Origin of the sequence: Pontibacter indicus (assembly GCF_900156345.1) — a bacterium.
Lineage (GTDB): Bacteria > Bacteroidota > Bacteroidia > Cytophagales > Hymenobacteraceae > Pontibacter > Pontibacter indicus.
In genome coordinates this window covers 502521-525810 of record NZ_FTPP01000002.1, presented here as the reverse complement: position 1 = coordinate 525810, position 23290 = coordinate 502521, and the positions used below count along the sequence as shown (strand labels likewise).

The 23290-nt window shown below is 52.6% G+C and carries 20 protein-coding genes; 8 read left to right on the top strand and 12 right to left on the bottom strand.

The genetic code is table 11. The annotated features are described in order from the left end of the window. The first annotated feature begins 130 nt into the window (after positions 1-130). Positions 131-748: a hypothetical protein gene (locus tag B0B12_RS10935; protein WP_076668818.1), complete on the top strand. Its 618-nt coding sequence runs from the start codon at positions 131-133 to the stop codon at positions 746-748. Positions 749-826: 78 nt separating this feature from the next. On the opposite strand, the gene B0B12_RS10930 is transcribed toward B0B12_RS10935, so the two are convergent. The 5 genes from B0B12_RS10930 to B0B12_RS10910 all read right to left on the bottom strand — a co-directional run bounded on the left by B0B12_RS10930 (position 827) and on the right by B0B12_RS10910 (position 7600). Further along, positions 827-3361 carry a DUF5916 domain-containing protein gene (locus B0B12_RS10930; protein ID WP_083704188.1) on the bottom strand — a complete coding sequence of 845 codons (2535 nt, stop codon included), beginning with the start codon at positions 3359-3361 and terminating at the stop codon, positions 827-829. A 208-nt stretch (positions 3362-3569) separates the two neighbouring features. Further along, positions 3570-3950, bottom strand: a complete 381-nt coding sequence (locus B0B12_RS10925) for a co-chaperone GroES (protein ID WP_076670257.1) — start codon at positions 3948-3950, stop codon at positions 3570-3572. A 17-nt stretch (positions 3951-3967) separates the two neighbouring features. Continuing rightward, positions 3968-4495 carry a hypothetical protein gene (locus B0B12_RS10920; RefSeq protein WP_076670254.1) on the bottom strand — a complete coding sequence of 176 codons (528 nt, stop codon included), beginning with the start codon at positions 4493-4495 and terminating at the stop codon, positions 3968-3970. Between the two features lie 143 nt (positions 4496-4638). Continuing rightward, positions 4639-5838, bottom strand: coding sequence for a homogentisate 1,2-dioxygenase (locus tag B0B12_RS10915; protein ID WP_076668815.1), 1200 nt, complete (start codon positions 5836-5838; stop codon positions 4639-4641). 76 nt (positions 5839-5914) lie between these two features. Beyond that, entirely contained in the window at positions 5915-7600 is a 1686-nt protein-coding gene (locus tag B0B12_RS10910; protein WP_076668813.1) for a S41 family peptidase, read from the bottom strand. 933 nt (positions 7601-8533) lie between these two features. Between B0B12_RS10910 and ruvX the strand changes: the two genes are divergently transcribed. Both ruvX and def read left to right on the top strand, forming a co-directional pair. Further along, positions 8534-8950 carry a Holliday junction resolvase RuvX gene (gene ruvX, locus B0B12_RS10905; protein WP_076668811.1) on the top strand — a complete coding sequence of 139 codons (417 nt, stop codon included), beginning with the start codon at positions 8534-8536 and terminating at the stop codon, positions 8948-8950. Next, the gene (gene def / locus B0B12_RS10900; RefSeq protein ID WP_076668809.1) at positions 8947-9507 is read left to right on the top strand and encodes a peptide deformylase; all 561 of its coding nucleotides are present in this window, start codon (positions 8947-8949) and stop codon (positions 9505-9507) included. The genes ruvX and def overlap by 4 nt, the downstream gene beginning before the upstream one ends. A 76-nt stretch (positions 9508-9583) precedes the next feature. Here the strand turns inward: def and B0B12_RS10895 are convergent, their stop codons facing one another. The 3 genes from B0B12_RS10895 to B0B12_RS10885 form a co-directional block, all read right to left on the bottom strand. Then, positions 9584-10465 (bottom strand): hypothetical protein, encoded by an 882-nt coding sequence (locus tag B0B12_RS10895; protein WP_076668807.1) that lies wholly within the window; start codon positions 10463-10465, stop codon positions 9584-9586. Positions 10466-10582: 117 nt separating this feature from the next. Next, the gene (gene lepB / locus B0B12_RS10890; protein ID WP_076670251.1) at positions 10583-11665 is read right to left on the bottom strand and encodes a signal peptidase I; all 1083 of its coding nucleotides are present in this window, start codon (positions 11663-11665) and stop codon (positions 10583-10585) included. Positions 11666-11819: 154 nt separating this feature from the next. Continuing rightward, complete coding sequence (locus tag B0B12_RS10885) at positions 11820-12242, bottom strand: DUF1810 domain-containing protein (protein ID WP_076668805.1); 423 nt, start codon at positions 12240-12242, stop codon at positions 11820-11822. A 99-nt stretch (positions 12243-12341) separates the two neighbouring features. Here B0B12_RS10885 and B0B12_RS10880 point away from each other — a divergent pair, with 99 nt between their 5' ends. Both B0B12_RS10880 and B0B12_RS10875 read left to right on the top strand, forming a co-directional pair. After that, on the top strand, positions 12342-13355 hold the full coding sequence (locus B0B12_RS10880) for a zinc dependent phospholipase C family protein (RefSeq protein ID WP_076668803.1): 1014 nt from the start codon (positions 12342-12344) through the stop codon (positions 13353-13355). 121 nt (positions 13356-13476) lie between these two features. Beyond that, positions 13477-15045, top strand: coding sequence for a serine hydrolase (locus tag B0B12_RS10875; protein WP_076668801.1), 1569 nt, complete (start codon positions 13477-13479; stop codon positions 15043-15045). 998 nt (positions 15046-16043) lie between these two features. Here B0B12_RS10875 and ettA read toward each other — a convergent pair. Further along, positions 16044-17714: an energy-dependent translational throttle protein EttA gene (ettA, locus tag B0B12_RS10870; protein WP_076668799.1), complete on the bottom strand. Its 1671-nt coding sequence runs from the start codon at positions 17712-17714 to the stop codon at positions 16044-16046. A 365-nt stretch (positions 17715-18079) separates the two neighbouring features. Between ettA and B0B12_RS10865 the strand changes: the two genes are divergently transcribed. The 3 genes from B0B12_RS10865 to B0B12_RS10855 all read left to right on the top strand — a co-directional run bounded on the left by B0B12_RS10865 (position 18080) and on the right by B0B12_RS10855 (position 20693). Further along, positions 18080-19393 carry a DUF349 domain-containing protein gene (locus B0B12_RS10865; RefSeq protein ID WP_076668797.1) on the top strand — a complete coding sequence of 438 codons (1314 nt, stop codon included), beginning with the start codon at positions 18080-18082 and terminating at the stop codon, positions 19391-19393. 274 nt (positions 19394-19667) lie between these two features. Beyond that, positions 19668-19889: a DUF2795 domain-containing protein gene (locus B0B12_RS10860; protein WP_007652164.1), complete on the top strand. Its 222-nt coding sequence runs from the start codon at positions 19668-19670 to the stop codon at positions 19887-19889. Between the two features lie 75 nt (positions 19890-19964). Then, positions 19965-20693, top strand: a complete 729-nt coding sequence (locus B0B12_RS10855; protein WP_076668795.1) for an ABC transporter ATP-binding protein — start codon at positions 19965-19967, stop codon at positions 20691-20693. Here the strand turns inward: B0B12_RS10855 and B0B12_RS10850 are convergent. The 3 genes from B0B12_RS10850 to queA form a co-directional block, all read right to left on the bottom strand. Next, positions 20690-21382 (bottom strand): 2-C-methyl-D-erythritol 4-phosphate cytidylyltransferase, encoded by a 693-nt coding sequence (locus B0B12_RS10850; RefSeq protein WP_083704185.1) that lies wholly within the window; start codon positions 21380-21382, stop codon positions 20690-20692. The two genes, B0B12_RS10855 and B0B12_RS10850, sit on opposite strands and share 4 nt — an antisense overlap. Before the next feature lie 29 nt (positions 21383-21411). Next, positions 21412-22044 (bottom strand): CatB-related O-acetyltransferase, encoded by a 633-nt coding sequence (locus B0B12_RS10845; protein ID WP_076668793.1) that lies wholly within the window; start codon positions 22042-22044, stop codon positions 21412-21414. Positions 22045-22137: 93 nt separating this feature from the next. Then, positions 22138-23184, bottom strand: coding sequence for a tRNA preQ1(34) S-adenosylmethionine ribosyltransferase-isomerase QueA (queA, locus tag B0B12_RS10840; RefSeq protein WP_076668791.1), 1047 nt, complete (start codon positions 23182-23184; stop codon positions 22138-22140). Positions 23185-23290 lie beyond the last annotated feature (106 nt).

Below are 23290 nucleotides of genomic sequence, written 5' to 3'. Positions count from 1 at the left end.
AAAACGGTCAGGTATAGCCATAGGTATAAGCGTCAAGGCCGGCTATACCTGTGGCGGCAGCGCGGCGCTCGTTTGGCCATACCGCCTCTTATACCTATCTTCAGCGGACAAACAATCAAAGACAAACACGATGAAGAAACTACTACTCGCCGCCAGCATGGCCTTTATGTTTGCCTCTTGCGCCCAACAGCCACAGGCCAGCAGCACGGCAACCGCCGAAGCGCATACCTCCGCACAGCAGGAAAGCACTGCCTCAACATCGCCGGTTACGGCTAGGCAGCAGGCTTTTTTTAATCAGCTGAGTAAGTTGTGCGGCAAGAGCTTCAGGGGCAAAGCCGTGTTTCCGGCTGATGGCAAAGACCCGTTTGCCGGCCAGGAGCTGACCATGCACGTGCGCGAATGTTCCGACCAGGTGATCAGAATTCCTTTCCATGTGGGCGAGGACAAATCCAGAACCTGGGTGATCAGCCAGATGGAAGAAGGCCTGCAGCTGAAGCATGACCACCGCCACGAAGACGGCACACCCGATGAGGTAACCATGTACGGCGGCATCGCCCTCGACACACAGGATGCCAGCTCAATGCGCTTCCCGGCCGATGCTTTCACCGCCCAGCTTATACCTGCGGCCTCTACCAACGAGTGGAGCCTGGTGCTCAGCCCCGATGGTAAAACATTCAGCTACATCCTCAAGCGCGACAACCAGCTCCGCTTTCACGCTGACTTCGACCTGACCCAGCCGATCAACTAAGCTATACCTGCCATACCTTAAAACGGCAAAAGCCCGGAACTACTACAGCTCCGGGCTTTTGCTTATGGGCAGTTACTACTACGATTTCGAGAACCGCTTCTTCAGCACCTGGTAATCGATAAAATACAGCACCTTGATAGAAAGGCTGTTGGTTTGCGGACCTGTAATGGTGCGGGTGAAGTTGTCGTAGTATCTAGGAATGATTTCCGCTTGGTCGTTGAGGATGGCGTTTTTCCAGACGATGCTGATTTCGCTGCCCGGCGCAAACCACCACGAGTACACCATGTCGATGTTGAAGGTGTTGAAGTTGATGTTGTGGTTCGGTTGCTTTCCATCTGCAAAGTAGCCGCCATGTGGGTAGGTATCGGACAGCAGTTCCCCCTTGTCACCGAGCTGGAAGAAGCGGTTGTACTCGGCCTTGGACCAGTAGTGGCGCGCCCGCAGCGACAGCGACATCCGATTGTTGAAAATGTAAGAGCCGGTCAGGGCGTTGGTCACCGTGTTCACGTCCCGCAAACCGAAAATCACCCGCTCTTCCATGCCAGCCCGCTCTCCCTTCGCAACGTGGTGGGCAAAGCCCATGTCGTCCTGACGGATGTTGCGGCTGTAGCTGTAAGTAAAGGAAAGCTTGTCGTTGACGCGGTAGCGGGGCGCCACGAACACATCGAGGCTGCGGCGCTCGTGTTCATTGAAAGTACGGTAGTTGAGTTCCACGTCCAAGGCCAGCTTTTTGCGGTAGTCCGACGATACCCAGCCGCCTATGCTGGAATTGGTCGGGTAGGCATAGTAGCGGCCTTCCACGCGCGGTTCAAAAAAGTCGTAGGTCACCACAGGCTCCAGGTTAGAGAAGACCCCCACACTCAAAAAGTTCTTGAACGTGCCACTCACCCGGCCATAAACCACCAGGTTCTGAAAAGTATCCGGCTTGTAGCGGCGACTGTACGTGGCGCCCAGCTGGGTGTTCATGTTGAGCAGTTTCCAGAAAGGCTGGTAGAAGTTGTAGCGCAGGTTCAGGTCCTCATCCACGGTGTTGCGGATGAAGTTGATGCCCATGTCGTTGGGGTCGTAGGTGTCGGACTTCATGGAGTGGGTGAAGCTGTACTGGAAGTTGCCGCTCACCTTGCCCGCCCCCAGGCTATACATGTGCCCCAACCGCGTGTCGCTGGTGTAGTATTTCTGGCTGAGCGCCGCCTTACCGTTCAGGGCGTATTTGTTGCCTTTGGTGGCCAGTCGGAAGAGAAGGCCCGTCAGGTTGGCGTCGTAGGTGCTGCCCTGCCGCATCACGTTGGTGTTCACCAGCGTCACATAAGAGTTGTTTTTGAGCGACTGGTCGAACACGGCGATGTTGTAGTTGGTGAGCGGCTGCGTCTCTTTTCGAAATTGGTTTCCCTCGCTGTCTTCCACAGTCGCATACTGTCGCCCCACCACCGCGTTGAAGATGCCTATACCTAAGCCCGATTGCGTGCGGCCCGATATCTTGGTGCCGTTCAGCATCTTCGTCTCGCGCGGGTTCTCGACGATGGTATTGCCCAGCTTCTCCTCCTCGCTTGCATTCAGGTAGTTGATCGGCCTGCCGCCAATGCGCCGTGAGTACAGGAAATCCCCTTTGTTGAAGAGCTCCGTTCCCTCCATAAAGAAAGGCCGGTTTTCATTGAATTGCACCTCGAAAGGCGACAGGTTGAGCACCTGGTTATCGGATTGCACCTGGCTGAAATCAGGTATAAGCGTCATGTCGAGCGTGAAGGCGTCGTTGATGCCGTACTTCACGTCCATGCCGCCGCTGAAGTTGAAGTTGTCTTTGTATGAGGTGGAGCCATCGCCGTTCTGGTGCGGGTACTTTTCGGCATACCCCGACACGTAGGGCGTCAGCGACAGGCGCAACGGTGCTTCCACGTTCTTTATACCTGTCAGCTGGCCCCACTGGTTCACAAAGCCGTTGATGGCCGGGTCTACGTGGTTCCAGAAGTAGCCCTTGCGCGTCGACTGCCGGTTGCGCATGAAGTTGAGCCCCCATAGCTGCTCCGGTTTGTTGCTGAAGCGGATCGCTGAATAAGGTATGCGCATTTCGGCCACCCAGGTGTTGCCCTGCAGGGTGGCATTGCTTTCCCATACGGCGTTCCAACTGAAGTCCTCGCCGTTGGATGAATAGCGGGCGTCGAGCTGTACGCCGGCCGGGGTGGTGAAGAAACCGAAGCCGTTGATCTGGTCGTTGTAGGTGTCGAAGAAAACGCCGAAGAAGTCCGTGTTGCCGAGGTCATCGCGCTTGCCCATCTCTTTGAAGATGCTGTCCTGCGACACGTCGTGCATGATGGCCCCCACGTAAATGGCATCATCGTCGTAGAGGATGCGCACCTGCGTCGGATGCACTTCCTTCGGGCCGGGGTTGGGTCGGTTTTGTATAAAGTCTGTCGCTATCTCGGCCTGTTGCCATACCGCTTCGTCCAGCGAACCGTCAATTTTTATGGATTCTGTGATGCGAAGCGCCTGCAGTTGTTTTGGAGGAGCCAGAACCGGGGCTTTCTTTTCCTGCGCCCATACCTGTTGCTGCAACAGCACAACAAGCACCAGCACAACCATCCGCACAAAAACAGGTTTAGGTAGACAATCCATCATAAAATAAGAGAGCGATCAAGGTGAGCATTCAAACAAAGGTATAGAATAGATGCCGCTGAGTCTACAACAGTTGCTTTTGTCTAAAAATAATCCTGCAAACGCCAGATCTAAGGGGGTTAACGGGTAATTTTTGTCTACCAAGGGCTGCAAAACAAAGCGCCATACCTGACTTGCAGGTATGGCGCTTTCATAAAGCCTGGGTCAGAACTTATAAATCTTCTTCGCGCACCAGCATCAGCACAGCCGACTGCGGCACGATGTAGTATTTTTCACTGAGGTAGTTGATCTCGATGGCGTCGCGCTGCAGGTAGATGGCCAGGTCGCCCTCCTTTATCTGAAGCGGCAGGTAGCGCACCTGCTTCTGTTCCTCGTCGCCGAGCACCTCATCCTCAAAGCCATAATCGGCGGGCATCGGGTAGCCGGGGCCCACTTTCATTACGTAGCCTTCCTGTACCTTCTCTTTTTCCTGCACACCCGGCGGCAGGTATAGCCCGCTCCTGGTTTGCTCCCGCGAGGTCTTCGGTTTGATCAGTACACGGTCGCCTACAATGATGATCTTCTCGAGTTTATTGCTTTCTGAAATTCTCATGGATAGAGGCTGCATGATTAAATAGGGTCTGCGGTTACTTTAAAGCGCATGGCCGCCTTGATTTTAATGTCGCGCGTAATGGGCTTGGCCACAGCTGCTCTGGTGCGAACGGTATACGTTTCTCCTTTAATGTACTTGTCGAGCTTGGCGTTGGTTGATTTCAGCTCAATGGCTTTCACACCCTTCGGCACTTCGTTCAGGTAAGCGATCTTCGTCTCCTCTCCTTCGTCGTTGCTCAGGTATATTTCGATGCTGCGCAGGAAGTCGAAGTTCTCGTCGGCTGGCTCTGCCATGGTGAGCGTCAGTTTGTTCAGGCTCACGTCCTTCACCAGCTCCGCGCGGGTCTTGTTGTTTTTGAATGTCTCCGACGAGTTGGTCTTGACAGGTATAGGCGAGAGCGGCGTCACCACATTTATCGGGAAGTTCGACTTAATCTCGATGGTTTCTTCCTGCTCGATGTAGAATGTAAGCAGATCGTCTACCTTATCACAGGATGTTCCTATAAAGGTGAGCAGCCCCAACACTGCCAGTAGTATTTTCTTCATAAAAAGGTGAAATGTAAAGTACTCTCTTTTAATTATTTCGGCACGCATCAGGTATAAAAAAGGAGAGCAGCCTTGCGGGCTGCCCTTCCTGTATGCCTGCACATGGTGCAAAATTAAGTAAAATGATTGAGAGTAAAGAAATCCTAGTCAGATAGATCGGCGGCACGAGAGCCTCCGGGACCGTGCTCGAGCCAGCTCATCGGGTAGTTTCTGTCCATCAGGCCCACGGCTTCCTCGGTCAGGTATAGCGGCTTGAAGGTGTCGATCATCACAGCATATTCGTGGGTTTCTTTCTTGCCGATGCTCGCCTCCACGGTACCCGGGTGCGGACCATGCGGAATGCCGCCCGGGTGTACTGTGAACGAAGCCCGGTCCACGCCCTTGCGCGACATGAAGTCGCCGGCCACGTAGTAGAGCACCTCGTCGGAGTCTACGTTGGAGTGGTTGTAGGGCGCAGGTATAGCCTGTGGGTGGTAATCGAACAGGCGCGGCACAAAAGAGCAGATCACGAAGTTATGCGCCTCGAAGGTCTGGTGCACGGGCGGTGGCTGGTGAATGCGGCCAGTAATCGGCTCGAAGTCATAGATGGAAAGCGCGTAAGGATAGAAGTAGCCATCCCAACCCACTACATCAAACGGACTGAAATCGTAGTAATACTGATGTAGCAGACCGTCTTTCTTGATCTGCACCAGGTGCTCGCCTCCCTCCGTGTACTCGATCAGCTCGTGCGGGGCCCGGATGTCGCGCTCACAGAACGGTGAGTGCTCCAGCAGCTGGCCAAAGTGGTTGCGGTAGCGGCGCGGCGTTTCGATCGGGCTGAACGACTCGGTAATGAGCAGGCGAACTGGCCCGTCGTTGAAGTGGAACTGGTGGATGATGGTGCGCGGGATCACGATGTAGTCGCCCTCGCGGAACTCCAGCTTGCCCATCTGCGACAGCAGCACCCCGCTGCCCTCATGCACAAACACCACCTCGTCGGCATGGCCGTTTTTGTAGTAGTAGTCCATTTTGCGCTCCGACGGGTTGCAGATGCTGATGGCCACGTCGTTGTTGAGCATCATGGTTTTGCGGGCATTCAGGTAATCGGAGCCTGTGATGGTCTGGTCGAGCGTTTTGAGGTGATGCGGGGCCAGCTTGATGCCTTCGGCAATTTTGTGTGCGTACGGTATAGGCTCTCCGATGCGGGTGATGCGCGTTGGCGGATTTTTGTGGTAGAGCAACGACGACAGGCCACTGAAGCCCAGCGTGCCCACCAGTTGCTCGGCGTACAGACTGCCGTCCTCCTGCCTGAACTGCGTGTGGCGCTTCTGCGGGAAAGTGCCTAATTTGTGATAGTAAGCCATTCCTTCTCTTTGGTTATGGTTTTCAAAGCTACCTTACCCAGGCGCTCTTTCTTTTAAAGGTATAAATTCTGGTTAATTATACGCCTCCTTTGGCCAGGCGCTGGGCTTTGCCAAACTGCCGCAAGGCCTCCTGAAACTCCTCATCCTTTTCGTGCAGGATCGGGAAGAAGCCCGGGTTGCCGTACACGCTGCGGCCGATGAACGCTTTCACGTTGTTGCGCAGCAAAGCCTCCGAGCGCTTGAACTGCGCCTCGTCATAGGTTACCTCCGACCGAGCCGCCAGTTTGAGCAGGTCCTTCATCATCTTGTCCGACACGTTAAACGACTTCACGAATTTGTCCATTTGCATCTTCTCCAGGTCTTTGCGGTTGTCGTTGTAGTAAGCGAGCGCATACTCGCGTATCACGTTCTTGCTATACAGCTGCCCCAGGAACTCTGAAATCTCGGTGGTATCGCGCGCTACAAACACATCCGGCATGATACCGCCGCCGCCATACACCACGCGCCCTTTCCCCGTCTTATACTTGAGCGAATCGACAAATAGACTGCTGTCCGGATGGAAGTACTCGCCATTTTCGAAACGCTGCAGCATGTCTTTCTGGTAGTCCTCGGTACCGGCCACATACGGCTTCTGGATAGATCGACCGCTCGGCGTGTAGTAACGTGAAATGGTCAGGCGCAGCTCCGAGCCGTCGTTCAAAGGGATAGGCATCTGCACCAGTCCTTTGCCAAACGAGCGACGGCCCACGATCAGGGCGCGGTCGTTGTCCTGCAGGGCGCCGGCCACAATCTCGGAAGCGGAGGCACTGCCTTCGTCCAGCAGTACGATCACAGGGCTATTCTCGAAATCGCCTTTGGTGCGCGCAAAGGATTTGGAATCGTAGCGGGAGCCTTTGCCGTCGGTGTACACGATCATCTTGTCGCCTGCAATGAATTCGTCGGCCATGCGGGTGGCGTGGTCCATGTAGCCGCCGGGGTTTCCGCGCAGGTCGAGGATCAGCTGTTGCATGCCTTTCTTCTTCAGGGCCGCAAGCGCCACCTTAAACTCGTCGAAGGTGTTGGAGGCGAAGCGGCTCACTTTGATGTAGCCCGTGTTGTTGTTCACCATGTAGCTCACATCCACCGATACGGTCGGGATTTTGTTGCGGGTGATAGTAAACTCAAGTGGTTTCTTGCTGCTCTTGCGCAGCACCTCCAGCTCCACGGTAGTGCCTTTCGGACCGCGCAGACGCTTGAACACTCCTTCGTTGGTGATGCCGTTGCCGGCTACGTTCTGCCCATCTACCGCAATGATTTTGTCGCCTGCCTGTATACCTGCCGCCTCCGACGGACCTCCGCTCAAGGGCGTAATTACATAGATCGTGTCTTTAAAGATATTGAACTCCACGCCAACGCCCTCGAAATCGCCTTCGAGATATGATCGGGCCATGGCCAGGTCAGCCGCCGGAATATACGAGGTATGCGGGTCGAGCTTCTCGAGCATTTTGGTGATGGCATGATCGGTGAGCGCCTCGGTGTCCACGGTGTCCACGTAGTCGCGGTCGATGTAGCTGAGCACGTCGCGGAACTTGAGGTAAGCCTTGGCCGTGCTCTGCGGGTTGGTATCGGAGGGAGAAAAGGTATTGGCGCCGATCAGCACCCCCACCACCAGGGCCAGGGCAATGTAAAGGGGCAGGCGCACTTGGAAAGGCGTGTTGCGGGGATTGTCATGCCCCCTTGCCTCCGGCTCCTCCTGCGGACTGTATTTGGTTTCTTCGCTCATTTCGATCTCTAAAAACGGTTAAATATAAAGCTAAGCGAGCGCTTTTGTACAGCTTTATGGAGATAAATATTCACACTTTGCTATGCAGGGCTTCTTTGTAGGTATACCTGCAAATTCTAGAGCTTGTTATTCTATCAACAAAGCTTTGGACGGGTTTTATTCCATTTTAGTATAAAATAATGCTGTAACGGGGTTTTGTGTTGATTGGGGATGGTGGTTTTGCAGGTGCTTTATGGCGCAAGCGTCTTCGCTTGTGACGGCTATCGTGGGGCCTCTGGCCTAGGTATAGGTAGCCTATACCTATACCGGATGCGCGCACATGCTTATTATTTAACCGTCTCCTTCAAAGTGAGACTTCTAGCTGTTACAAATAGAAAGGTATAAGCCTTGTAGCCACAGCTTTGCTATGCTGGGTCCAACCACCCCTAGCACCCTTGTCTAAGGCGGGGAACTCGCTATTGCCAGTTTAAATGTATAGCTTCGTGGTTATTGTCTTCTGCACGATTGTCATCCCCCTGCCCCCTTCGAAGGGGGACTTTTGGCCACTTCCAATTCACAAGTATAAGCTTTGTAGTTTTTGTGACTGTACATAACACTGGCAGGTAAAGGAAGGCTAACTTGCACGTCGCCTATATAACAGACACCGGTGCCAGGTGCGCTTTATGACACTCCACTGTTTGAGCGGTCAGCGAGTTTGGAGGGTCTTGATTTTTTTGCTTACTTTTTTCATCAAGGAAAAAAGTAAGGCCCGCCCGGCCAGGGCAAGCTACAAAGCAACGCAAGTTCGATATAGCTAGACTGTAGCTACTCCAGCTTTCGTGTAAACCCCCTAATCCCGACAAGCCTCTGCAAATCCCGATTAAATCACTTAACTTTGTACTTTTATGCACAGACCGCCTGTTAATCAGTGACAGCGGCAATTAATCAGGTAGAATGGCGAGGATTTTAGGTATAGACTATGGCAACAAGCGGGTGGGGCTGGCAGCGACAGACGCGCTCCAGATCATTGCCTCACCCCTCGAGACCATACATGCCAAGGACATCCTCTCCTACCTGAAAGCCTATACCCAGCGCGAACCCGTGGAGGCCATCGTCGTGGGCATGCCGCGCCGCCTGACGGGAGAGGCGACGGACGCCACGCCACACGTCATCGGTTTTGTACGTAAGCTGCAAAAGGAGTTTCCGGGTATACCGGTGCATACCGTGGACGAGCGCTTTACCTCCAGCATGGCTCAGAAGGCGATGCTGGCCGGCGGACTCAAGAAAAAGGACCGACAGGACAAAGGCACCGTAGACCGCGTGAGCGCCGCCATTATTTTACAGTCGTATCTAGAAAGCAGAGCAATATGATTTACCCAATTACCGCCTATGGCGACCCGGTGCTAAAAGAGCCGGCGCAGGACATCCCGAAAGACTACGAAGGGCTGAACACACTTATCGAGGACATGTTCACCACCATGTACCACGCGCACGGCGTGGGCCTGGCTGCCCCGCAGATCAGCAAGAGCATCCGCCTGTTTGTGATCGACTCGGAGCCGATGATGGACGAGGGCGACGAAGGCAAAGGCGTGAAAAAGGCATTCATCAACCCGGAGATAATCGAGGAAGACGGCGAGGAATGGGGCTTTGAAGAAGGCTGCCTGAGCATACCGGGCGTGCGCGAAGTAGTGTACCGCCCCGAGCGCATCGTGATCCGCTACTTTGACCAGGACTGGAACGAGCACACCGACACTTACGATGGCATGACGGCCCGCGTGATTCAGCACGAGTACGACCACATCGAGGGCATCCTGTTCACCGACCACCTGACCGGACTGAAAAAGCGCCTGATCAAAAACAAGCTCACCAAGATCTCCAAGGGAGAAGTGGACGCCGACTACCGCATGAAGTTCCCGGCGAAGCGATAGGCTATACCTGTCCAGAGACAAAAAAGCGCCTGCCCCAGAAATGAGGCAGGCGCTTTTTATACCTGATGCACAATGCTTACTCAGTAATAGTGACGGTATAGGTATCGTTCAACACAATCTTTTCGCCTCGATGGTAGTCAAACTCCTGCCCACTAGCGATCTCTCCTTCTTCAGCCTCCACAAGCGTGACTTGAATCGTCTTTGGCGTGCTGTAATCACGGCTGTGGAATACACCCAGAAACCCGTAATGGCTTGTTACTATCGGTGAGATGGTATTGGGCGGCAGCACAAAAACGCCTTCGCTTGTTTCGTAGTCGGTGCCCATTTTGGCTGATCCGGAAAAAGCGAGCTTGACGGTTTGAGGAAATTGAAAAAACCCGTTTACAGTTATAGGCAGAATCATAGCCGTTGAACCATCTTTGGAGTTGACAACTATCGTTCTGGATGCAAAATCGGCAGGTATACCGAAGACGGGTTTCGGCGTTTTTTCCTCGAAATTCAGCTTCATTTCCGTTTTGTGCTGGATGGCGCCATTCTCATAAGCCATCACTTTCAGCTCGAACGGACGGTTACCGCGGAACATGTTGTCTTCCACAGACTTCAGGCGTACCACCTTTTGCTTTTCGCCAGCCAGGAAAGGAATCCGGAGCAGCCGTACCGGCCTGTCAACGCCATACCTCCTGACCTGTATACTGTCTTTGCGCAGGCTGCTCTCAAAGAAATTAGGATACTCCCCTTCTACGTCGCCATAATCCAGGTACAGGTATTTTATTTCGTCGTATTCCCGGTTCAGTTCAACTGTCACCTCCACTTCATCTCCCCCTTCCACCAGCGTTTGGCTGTTGCTTGATATTTTCACCTGCATTTTCTCAATAGGAGTAACGGGTTCATCCTCCTTGCAGCTGGTTAAAAAAATGCTCAGGCATAAGCCCAGACAGAGTAATACTTTGAGTTTCATAGGCAGTAGATATTAGCGGTTAGAAAACATTGGTTTAAATATATATTTCTAAGAGACAATGTTCTAACAAGCAATATCTATACCATATTCGCTATATCTTGTATATTTACCTATAATTTATTCTATCCAACTGAAAACCCTGTCCCAGCGCACTTTTTCGGACAGTGGGGCCTTGTCGTCCACGGAAAACCAGGTAAACAGGGGCTTGCCGACGATGTGGTCTTCTGGCACAAAGCCCCAGTAGCGCGAGTCGAGGGAGTTATGGCGGTTGTCGCCCATCATGAAGTAGTAGTTCTGTCGGAAGGTATAGCTTTTCGTTTCCTGCCCGTTCAGGTATAGCCTGCCATTGCGCACTTCGGCGTTTTTGTTTCGCTCGTAGCTGAGGATGATTTTCTCGTAGAGCGGCAGCGTTTCGGGGGTGATGGCCACGGTGGCGCCTTGCTTCGGGATGTAGAGTGGGCCGTAGTGGTCGCGGTTCCAACCATGGTGGCCGAAAATTCCCGGCTCCGTATCGCCGGCCTGCATTTGCTGTAGCTCTACCTCCCGGATAAAATCGAGCGAGGCCAGCGCCTGTGCCTTGGCAGGCGTGGTGTGCAGCATGTAGCCGCCCGGCACAGGGTATAAGTCCGTGATAGCACGCTCCTGGAAGAACTTTGGCTGCAGCACTTTATCAGTCGACATAAAATAAGCATACTGCATCTGCTCCGGGTTGTCGAGCGGCTGGCCGTTCAGGTATACCTGCCGGCTGCGGATCTCGAGTGTATCGCCGGCTATACCTACGCAGCGCTTCACGTAGTGCGTGCGCTGGTCCAGCGGGTGCTCGTCCTCCACGGGCAGGTTAAACACCACGGGGTCGTTGCGCCTGATTTCGGAAAAGCCGGGCAGGCGGAGCGACTCCAGCTGTAACGCATCGGAGTAGGCCGGCAGATCGGTGCCCCAAATAGTCTGGTGCGTGAGCGGCACCTGCAGCGGCGTGGTGGACGTGCGGGGACCATAGTGCAGCTTGCTCACAAACAAGCGGTCGCCCACCAGCATCGATTTCTCCATGGAGGAGGTAGGGATGGCATAGGCCTCAAAAGTTGCCCAACGGAAAAACGTGGATACCACCACGGCGAACATCAGCGCGTTACCCCATTCGCGCAGGGCACTTTTCCGGGCCGCCCCCTTAGCCGGTTTCTTCTTCCAGAATCTTAGCTGCATCATCAAAGTATAGTAGGTTTACTATACTTTAACTGTAGTCAGCTTCAGGAAATTATACTAGCTGCAAAGAAAATTAGCAGACCACGGATAAGAGCGAGTAGCGCTACTCAAAACAGACAAAGAGGCGAGATGCGCGCAGCAACAGGAGGCCATGCTACTTCAAAAGTTGTAGTGTTCTTTGGTCCTCTTCGCCCCTATAATATTTGTCAAGCACTGCTTTAAAGACCGGGTCGGCGCCGGGAACGGCTGCAAACAGCGTCATGCTCGATTTGAGCTTTAGGTCATCGGGGTTGCCCAGCACCTGGTTGGCTGTTTTTCCCTCCAGTGCCAGCATGGCTTTTGAGATTTCGATCAGGCGCGGGCCGAGTACAGGGTGCTGCAGGTATAGCGCGGCTTCCTGCAGATCGTTGATGGCGTAGAAGCGGGCAGTTTCGCTGTAGCCCAGGCCTTGTAGCTGCGGGAAGATAAACCACATCCAGTGGCTGCGCTTGCGCCCGCTCTTTATTTCAGAAAGCGCCTGCTCGTAACAGGTGGCCTGCGCGTCGAGGAAGCGGTTGAGGCTGGTGTGTGTTTTCATATTGTAGGGTTTCAGGTATAGCCTTTCCTTTTACGCAGTTTCGCTAGCCCTGCACAACGAGCAATATACAAATTCCACGATTTTCCGTACACCGCAGGTATGGCTTTCCGACAAATTGCTGTACTGCTGCTTTTTATACTCTTGCTGCCGTTTACCGGGTATAGCTGGGGCTTTTTTGCGCACCAGCGCATCAACCGGCTGGCCGTCTATACCTTGCCGCCTGAGATGGTGGGCTTCTACAAAAAGCACATCCGCTACATTACCGAGAACGCCGTAAACCCCGACCGGCGCAGGTATGCCGTGGCCGGCGAGGCACCCCGCCACTACATCGACCTGGACGTGTACGGCGACAGCGCCCTTTACAAGATGCCGCGCTTCTGGCAGCAGGCCGTGGAGCGGTATGGCGAGGACACTTTGATGACGCACGGCATTGTGCCCTGGCACATCAACCGCATGAAGTTCCAGCTCACGCAGGCCTTCAAAGAGCGTAACCTCGACCAGATCCTGCGCCTCTCCGCCGACATAGGCCACTACATTGCTGACGCCTGCGTACCGCTGCACACCACCCGCAACTACAACGGGCAACTGACAAACCAGCGTGGCATCCACGCCTTCTGGGAAAGCCGCCTGCCCGAGCTCCTCTCCGACAACTACGACTTCTTTGTGGGCCAGGCCCGCTACATCGAACAGCCGCAGCTTACAGCATGGGATATTGTCGCCAGCGCCCATCTGGCCCTCGACTCGGTACTGGGTTTTGAGCGGGAACTGACACTGGAATTTGACGAAGAGAAGAAGTACAGCTACGAAGTGCGTGGCAACCTCACCACCCGGGTCTACTCCAGGGAGTTTTCGGAGGCCTACCACCGCCGGCTGAGCGGGCAGGTCGAGCGCCAGATGCGCCTGGCCATCCACTCGGTGGCCAGCTACTGGTTCACAGCCTGGGTCGATGCGGGGCAGCCCGACCTGCGCGGGCTAGCCTCTACCCTCTCGGCTGAAGAGCAAGAGCGCCTGCGTATGGAGCTGAAGGAATACGAACAGGGCCCGCACCTGCCGCGCGAAGAAGGCGAAACGCACCAGCCCCAAAGTCTCTGGATTTCAGGGCGCAAAGAGTAGGCTGGCAGCTTACCGCAGAAGCCTTAGTCTGTCCATTAAGGTATAGACAACAACCGACAAACGGCGTTATGCAAAGGATGTAAAATTGCATAACTTGCCCCTGCAACCTATTCACTCACCTATGAGCTATACCTGTACCTTTTTAAAGCGCTTTGCGCTGTTCTTTACACTCGCCACCATTCTTAGCCTGCAGGCTTCGGCACAGCAAAACACGGCCGCTACACTGCAAAAGCTCGACGCCTACTATCAGAAAGCGCTCAAGGACTGGGATGTGCCCGGCATGGCTATTGCCATCGTGCGCAACGACTCCGTGATTTTTGCCAAAGGCTATGGTGTGCGCGACCTGAAAGCGGGCGGGCAGGTAGACGCCAACACGGTGTTTGGCATCGCCTCTAACTCCAAAGCCTATACCGCCGCCGCTCTCGGCATCCTGGTAGACGAAGGCAAACTCAACTGGAACGACAAAGTAACTAAACACCTGCCCTGGCTGCAGCTCTATGATCCTTACGTAACGCAGGAGCTCAACATCGAAGACCTGCTCAGCCACCGCGCCGGCTTCCGTACTTTCAGCGGAGACCTGCTTTGGTACAACACGACCTTCAGCCGCCGCGAAATTTTGGAGCGCGCCCGCCACCTGCAGCCCGCCTACAGCTTCCGCGATGGGTATGGCTACTCTAACATCATGTTCATTGCTGCCGGCGAAGTGATTGAAGCCGTGTCTGGCCAAAAATGGGAAGATTTTATCAAGCAGCGGTTCTTTGCGCCGCTGGGCATGAACCGCTCCTATACCTCTGTAAACGAGTTAACAGGCAAGGACAATGTCGCTTCTCCGCATGGAAACGACGAAAACAACAAACCTTACCCCACTACTTTCACAGCATGGGACAACTGGAACCCGGCGGCCGGTATATTCACGAGCGTGAACCAGCAGGCCCAGTGGATGCGGCTGCAGCTCAACCGCGGCACTTACAAGGGTCAGAAGATTTTCAGCGAAGACGCCAGCCGCATGATGTGGACGGCGCACAACGCCCTGCCTATCTCCAAACAAGCTGAAGCCAACGTGCCCTCCACGCACTTTTCGGCCGCTGGCCTGGGCTGGATGATGAACGACTACGAAGGTCGCAAAATAATTGCCCACGGTGGCGGCCACGAAGGTATGAACAGCCGCACGGTGCTGGTGCCGGAAGAGAACCTGGGCATCGTGATCCTGACCAACAGCATGAGCAGCATTATGTCGCCGCTGGCCAACTATACCTTGGACCAGTTCTTCGGGGTGCAGAACGGACGCGACTGGAGCCAATTCTCACTCGACAACATGGCCAAAGCGCGCAAAGCACAGGAAGAAGCAGCTGCCAAAGCTCCGAAAGAAAAGTCGCGCAAAAGTAAGCCAACAATGGAACTGGAGGCCTATACCGGCACGTACAACAGCCCGCTTTATGGCGACGCCACCATCAGGGTGGAGAACAAACAACTGGTGCTGGACCTAGCTCCTGCTCCGGCTCTAGGCGGCAAGCTCACACACTGGCAGCACGACATCTTTAACTTGGAGTGGAAAAACAATTTCGCCTTGCTCACACCTACCAAGGTGCGCTTCATTATAGGCCCGGACGGCAAAATCTCTGAGATGCGACTCGATGCTAACAACCCGGATTTCCATTTCAGCGAGCTCGAGTTCAAGAAAGTCAAGTAACCCCAATCACCATCATCAAAACGGGCCATACCTCCTGCAAGGTATGGCCCGTTTCTTTTTGTGCGTTTAACTAGCCTAGTATGCTACCACCACTGATATAATGCTAGCAATAGCAAAATATCCAGCGATTACAATGTAAGCGAGCGCATCATCATCGTAGTAAAGTTTTTTCATGAGTGACAACCTTTTAAAATTGAGAATACTTTAAAATTACCTTTGGCTGCCGTTGTCTATTTGTACGTGATGAGTATTCAAATGTTGTACTATTTAAAAAAATGATATGATTTTATATATATAAATATATAAATATTAATACGTTCCTTGTTGCCAGTTACTTATATACTTGGTTGGTCTCCTTTTAGAATAACGTATTGGGGCATTTACAGGATGTTTTACGCAGAAATCTATACTTACTTTAAATAGCAAGGGCGATGCAAATATGCATCGCCCTTGCGCAATGGTATGTTACAAGCTAATCTACACTACTGCTACCAGGAAAGTACTCAGCGCTCCACCTAGTACAAAATAAGCAGCAACAATTACATTAGCAACTGACTCGTTAAGGGTAAATTTTTTCATGACAATAGCTTTTTTTAAGGTTTAGGTTAGACTTTATTATTGTAAGCATAAAAAAATTCACTTCTAGTAAAACATATTCATATTTTCACTTGAAGATGTTGCAAATAAATATTAAATAAATATTATATGCAAATAATTGAATATAATTTCTATTCATTATCACTATACCTGCACCTTTTAACGCTATACCCTTCTACTTAAATTGCAATTAACTACTGGTCAATCATATACAATTTATAAATTCATTATAAACATAATACAATATAATTTTCAGCCAATATTTAAACAAAATATTTACAGACATTGCAGTGCACTATACCTAGCTAGGGTTTTAAAAAGCAAAATCCCCTGCCGGCCATATGGCCGGCAGGGGATTTTGCAGGAAAAGACTTTTGATATTTAGCCTATTACAGTGCCATTTATACCAGTTTCTTATAACGGATACGCTTTGGCTCTACATCGCCCAGACGCTTCTTCTTATTCTCTTCGTAATCCGTGTAGTTACCCTCAAACCAATATACCTGCGAGTCTCCTTCAAAGGCCAGGATGTGGGTACAGATACGGTCCAGGAACCAGCGGTCGTGCGAAATGATCACGGCACAACCGGCGAAGTTTTCCAACGCGTCCTCCAATGCACGGATCGCGTTCACGTCCAGGTCGTTGGTCGGTTCGTCGAGGAGCAGCAGGTTGCCGCCTTCTTTCAGCGTCATGGCCAGGTGTACGCGGTTGCGCTCCCCACCTGACAGTTTTTCAACCTTCTTCTCCTGGTCACCGCCCGAGAAGTTGAACTTGCTCACGTAAGCACGGGAGTTTACCTGACGGCCGGCCATCATCATGTGCTCCGTTCCGCCAGAGATCACCTCAAACACCGATTTGCTCGGATCGAGGTTCGCGTGTTCCTGGTCTACGTAGGATATTTGCACAGTAGAGCCCACAGTGAACTCACCAGCATCCGGTTTTTCCTGACCGGTGATCAGTTTAAACAGTGTAGTCTTACCGGCGCCGTTCGGTCCGATGATGCCCACAATGCCACCCTGTGGCAGGGCAAAGCTCAGGTTCTCGAACAACAGTTTGTCGCCGTAGGCCTTGCTGATGTTGTGGGCTTCAATTACCTGTGCGCCCAAACGCGGGCCATCCGGTATAAAGAGCTCCAGTTTCTCTTCTTTCTTTGAAGCTTCCTCGCTGGCCAGTTTATCGTACTGGCTGATACGGGCTTTGGACTTGGCGTGACGGGCTTTCGGAGCCATGCGCACCCACTCCAACTCGCGCTGCAGCGTTTTCTGGCGCTTGCTCTCCGACTTCTCTTCTTTCGCCAAGCGGGCAGCCTTCTGCTCCAGCCAGCTGCTGTAATTGCCTTTCCACGGAATGCCTTCCCCGCGGTCCAGTTCCAGAATCCAGCCGGCCACGTTATCGAGGAAGTAACGGTCGTGGGTTACGGCGATCACAGTGCCTTTGTAGTGCTGCAGGTGCTGCTCCAGCCAGTCCACCGACTCAGCGTCCAAGTGGTTGGTCGGCTCGTCCAGTAACAGTACGTCCGGTTCCTGCAGCAGCAGGCGGCAAAGGGCCACGCGACGCTTCTCACCACCCGACAGATTGCCGATCACGGCATCTTCCGGTGGCGTGCGCAGCGCATCCATGGCACGCTCCAGGCGGTTATCCAGTTCCCAGGCGTTAAGCTGGTCCAGGCGTTCCTGCACCTCGCCCTGGCGTTCGATGAGCTTGTTCATCTCATCGTCCGTCATCTCCTCGGCGAACTTCATGTTGATCTCGTCGAACTCCTTCAGCAGCCCAACGATTTCGCTCACACCTTCCTCTACCACTTCGCGCACGGTTTTGGTCGGGTCCAGCTGCGGCTCCTGCTCCAGGTAGCCTACCGAGTAGCCCGGCGACCATACTACTTCGCCACGAATTTCCTTGTCTACGCCAGCGATGATCTTGAGCAGGCTCGACTTACCGGAACCGTTCAGGCCCAGCACACCGATCTTGGCACCGTAGAAAAAGGAGAGGTAGATATTTTTGAGTACTTGCTTCTGTGGCGGGTAGATCTTGCTGACCCCGGCCATGGAGAAAATAATGGTTTCGTTGCTCATTTGACTGTATATCAGTTTAATACTGTCCGCAGACAGCAGTTTTAGTTTAAACAGGAACGGCGTTTAAAGTGCCCTACCCGACAATTGCGACCGGATTAACACTTATTTATGACGCCAATTACAAATATCGTAAAAATTCATGTCTTTATGGTTCACAAAAGTCTTTTGAAATCACTAAACTTGTAGAAAAACTGTATGGGAGAAGTCCGCGCAGACTTATCGTGGCACCAGATCAGGTTAAAACCGGCGCAGTTCTGCAGCTAAACTGCAGACCGTCAACGCTACACCCTGACTTGCGTATGCTAAGGTTAGTCTAAATTTTGGACCTTTGCCCTTTTATGTTCCGATTCTAACCCGATCCTTAAATGGAAAACAACGACCTATTGGAAGAAGCCAGAAAGTATGGCTTTATTCAGGACCAGCAAGTATGGCTGAAAGCTTTTATGACTTACCCCGACCGCAAGGTGGGCGAAGTGAAAGAATCAGAAGAAGACTCGCTGGTGTATTTTGCCAGGCGCTTCCACATGTTCAGCGACAAAGTCAACGCCCTCCTCGAACGCATTGCGTCTTCCGAAAACAAAGGCTCTTTCCTGATGAAGGTGCTGCACATGAAGGACCAGGTAGGCAATTACGATGCACTGGGCAATTTTGAGTCTATCTACCATACCCTGAGCAAGGCCGAGGAGGACATAAACGAAACCATCAAGCAGAACCGCGAGAAGAACCTGAGCATCAAGATCGGGCTTATTCAGGAGGCGGAGTCGCTGCAGGACAGTCTGGAGTGGAAAGAGACATCTGACAAGATGAAGGACCTCCGGGCCACCTGGATCAAGACGGGCCCTGTGGAGAAAGACCTGACCGAAGAGATAGAAGAGCGCTTTAAAACAGCTTTGGAGGCTTTCTTCGAGCGCAAAAAGTCCTTCTTCAACGACAAGAAGATGATGCAGAACCGCACCTACGACAGGTATAGAGACCTGATCGCGAAGTCGGTGGCGCTGCAGAACTCCGAAGAGTGGGAAGCCACGACGGCTAAATTGAAAGACCTGCAAACGCAGTGGAAACAGATTGGCGGATCGTTGCCGCGTGCCACCACCAATAAGCTATGGACCGAGTTCAGAAAAGCGCACAACCACTTCTTCGAGCGTCTCAAAGTAAAGATCACCAACGAGAAGACCGACTCGAAAGAGAAATACTACGAAACTAACCTGGAGCGCAAGCAGGAACTGGTAAGCCAGGCCGAGCAACTGCTCCAGCACAACAGCCTGAACGACGCCGTGAAGCGCGCCAAGGAACTGCAGGCAGAGTGGAAAAAAGTAGGCCCGGTACGCCCTGATGTGTCGGATGCAGTATGGGAACGCTTTATCAAGGCCTGTGACCGCGTGTTTGAGATGAGCAGCCTGGAGCACTACATCCGCAAGCGCCAGCAGAACGCCAACGAAACCTACGGCCATGAAGAGGGGCTGCATGCCCGCATCAACGCCCTGCGTGACTTCATTAAGTCTGACCGCCAGGAGCTGGAAGTGCTCGAAACGAACCTGGGCAAGCTGAGCGAGGCACCGAGCAACGACTCGTTCCGCAACATGCTCTTGGGCAAGATCCGTAACTTCAACCGTAAGATAGCCACGAAGCAGGCGCTGATCGAGATGTTTCAGGAGCAGTTGAGCACGATCAGTAAATAGAAAAATAAAGATTTAACTATATTGTTTGGGAAGGCGTCTGTTGCTAATGTGACAGACGCTTTCTATATTTACATAGAGCCCAAATAAGGCAGATTGCGGTAAAAAACGGAGTCTGAAAAAATTTGACTCAGAATGAACAATTACTGTGTATTTGCGTTGTTTTGGTAAAAACAATCACAAAAAGCAATAAATATTTCAAAAAAATTTTAGTTTGTGATTTAATTCATACTTTTGCGAACATTTTATAAACGCTATTAATAAGGAGACACATACTATGTATTGGACACTGGAATTAGCATCATACCTGGAGGACGCACCCTGGCCAGCTACGAAGGACGAGCTGATTGACTATTCTATCCGCTCAGGCGCCCCTATGGAGGTGGTAGAGAACCTGCAGGCCCTGGAAGATGACGGACAACCTTACGAGAACATCGAGGAGATCTGGCCTGACTATCCTACCAAGGAAGACTTCATGTTCAACGAAGACGAGTACTAACATTAATGATTAATTACGAATGATGAATGAGTAATTAACTCTTTTAATTATTCATTAATCATTAGCCATTATTCATTGAAAAACATCGTTGAGGTAAAAAATCTGGTTGCGGGTTATGAGCATCGTACTCTGATCCGCAACCTTTCTTTTTCTGTGCCTGCGCAGGCATTTGTGGCAATTGTGGGTCATAACGGCGCGGGCAAAACAACGCTCTTCAGAGCTTTCCAGCAAAAAATCCCTTACCAGGGGCAGCTCCTGCTGCAGGGCCAGGATTTACGCCATACCAAAGACGCAGCAGCCTCCGGCCTCCTCTCCTACCTCCCCCAGAAGAACATCGTCTCTTTCTCGATCAGTGTGCTTGACCTGGTCGTGATGGGCCTTTTCCGTAAGAAGAGCTTTTTTGAAAACTACACTGCCCAGGATTATGAGCAGGCTCGCGCTACTCTGGCGCAACTGGAGCTGACACACCTGCAGGAGCAGGACTTTACCACGCTGTCAGGAGGTGAGCAGCAAATGGTGTGGCTGGCGCAACTCATGCTGCAGGATGCAGACGTGGTGCTGCTCGACGAGCCTACCCAGCAACTGGATGTATACTACAAGAAGCAGGTGTTCCAACTGCTGCAGCAATGGGTGCAGCAGAAAGGTAAAACGGTGTTCTGCATAACACATGATCTCTACAACCTGCAACCCCTACAGGGCTATCTGCTCAACCTCTCCAAACCCGACCCCACACTCGAGCTGCTCTCCCCGGAAACCGTTCAGCACAACCAGGATTACCTCGAAGCGCAGCGCGTTGTGCGCTAAGGCATCTCCTCAAACTGTTTCACGAGTACTTCGGCCAGCAGCAGGTCCTCCGGCGTCGTGATCTTGATGTTGCTATAGCTGCCCTCCACCAGTGCTATACCTGCACCCAGCTGCTCTACTACCGAGGCATCGTCCGTGAAGTACTCCTGCTCGGGTTGTTCGTACGCTTCCCGCAATAAGCTCGCCTTAAAACACTGGGGTGTCTGCACGAGTCTATACCTGGTGCGCGGCACGGCACGGCTTCCGTTATCGGTCAACTCCCGGATAGAGTCTTTGGGTGAAACGGCCACCACAGCAGCGCCCGACTCAGCTGCCTGCTCGAAGGCTGCCTTGATGATGCCTGTGCTCACGAAAGGCCGAACGCCGTCGTGCACCGCTACCAACGCCTCACCCTGCACGGCAGCCAATCCGTTCTTCACGGATCCGAAGCGCGTCTTGCCGCCTAGTACCGCCATATGGAAAACAGCAAATTTATGCTGCTTACACAGACTCCGCCATACCTGCAGCTGGTCCTCCGGCAGCACCACCACAATGCGTATATCCGGATTATAGGTATGGAACCGCTCGATGGTGTGCATCAGGATGGGCTTCCCGGCCAGTTCAATGAACTGCTTGGGCAAACTGTGCTGCATGCGGCTGCCCGTTCCACCGGCTACAATGATGGCGTATTCCTGCAAGGCTTTTTCCATGTAAAGGGTGTTCTGTTAAGATAGTTTCGCTACTGGCAATCAGCCAGCCGGGACACATCTGCTGATTTGACAAAAGCTAAGTTTCGGGTGATTTTTTCGACACTCCAGTCCCACCAGGCAATTTGGAGCAGCTGCGCAATGTCGCTTTCCGGGAAACGCATTTTCACCACTTGCGCCGGGTTTCCTGCTACAATTGCGTAATCCGGCACATCCTTGGTGACCACCGCTTTGGTTGCTACAATGGCCCCGTTCCCAATTCGCACACCGGGCATGATAACCGCTTCGTACCCAATCCAGACATCGTTCTCCACCACCGTGTCGCCTTTGTAAGGATACTGGTCTGCGCTACCATTCGCCTGCTCCCAGCCGTTGCCGAAGATTTCAAAAGGGAAGGTGGAGACGGGCCGGGTCTCGTGATTGCCCCCATTCATGATGAACTTTACGCCGGAGGCAATGGCGCAGAATTTCCCGATGCGAAGCTTATCCCCGATGAAGTCGAAATGGTACAGCACATTCTTCTCGAAATTGTGCGGATCCTCCATATCATGGTAATAGGTATAGTCCCCGACCACAATGTTGGGGTTCCGGATGATGTTCTTCAGAAAAACCAGGTTGTGGTGATGCGGAAGCGGATACGTATTTGTTGGATCTGGACCGGTCATACCTTCAGGCTGCTAAGAAGTACATAATGCTGCAAATAAAGCAAAAAGCCCCGACTTTGCGGGCCGGGGCTTTTCTAAAACTTATACCTGTGCTTACAGAATCAGCATCACGTCGCCGTAGCTGAAGAAGCGGTATTTCTCTTTCACGGCCTCCTCGTAGGCTTTCATCACCAGGTCGTAGCCACCAAAAGCAGCTGTCATCATCAGCAGCGTGCTCTCCGGCATGTGGAAGTTGGTTACCAGTGCATTGGCGATTTTGAAGTCATACGGAGGGAAGATGAAACGGTCCGTCCAGCCCTCGTTTGGCTTCAGGCGGTTGCTGGCCGACACCGACGACTCCAGCGCACGCATGGTAGTGGTACCGATGGCGCACACACGCTTTTTGTTGTCCAGGGCTTTGTTCACCATCTCAGCAGTCTCGGATGGCACCATGAAGTTCTCTGAGTCCATCTTGTGCTTGGTCAGGTCCTCCACGTCTACCGGGCGGAAAGTGCCCAGGCCCACGTGCAGCGTAAGTGGCGTCACGTCCACTCCTTTGATCTCTAGGCGCTTCAGCACCTCTCTGGTAAAGTGCAGGCCGGCAGTCGGGGCCGCTACGGCACCCACGTTTTTAGCATACACCGTCTGGTAACGCTCTTTGTCTTCCGGCTCGGCTTCGCGCTTGATGTACTTTGGAAGCGGCGTCTCGCCCAGCTCGTTGATGGTCTTGTAAAACTCCTCGTCCGGACCGTCGAACAAAAACTTGATCGTGCGGCCGCGGGAAGTTGTGTTGTCGATTACTTCGGCTACCAGGTCGCTCTCGCCAAAGTATAGCTTGTTGCCCACACGGATCTTACGGGCCGGGTCTACCAGCACGTCCCACAGGTGAATGTCCTTGTTAAGCTCACGAAGCAAAAACACTTCGATCTTGGCGCCGGTTTTCTCTTTGTTGCCATAGAGGCGAGCCGGAAACACCTTGGTGTCGTTCACTACCATCACATCGCCTTCGTCAAAATACTCGAGGATGTCTTTGAAAATGCGATGCTCGATCTTGCCTGTGTCGCGGTGCAGCACCATCATGCGTGACTCGTCGCGGTTGGCGGAAGGATGCGTTGCTAGCAGGTTTTCAGGTAGTTCAAACTTAAATTCTGATAACTTCATACTTTTTATATTACGGTATAAATCGTGCGGATTTGGAATGGCCTTTTTAGGGCAGAGGCCGGTTTCCGAAAAATTCGGTATGGCTTACCCATGATACAACTAAAAA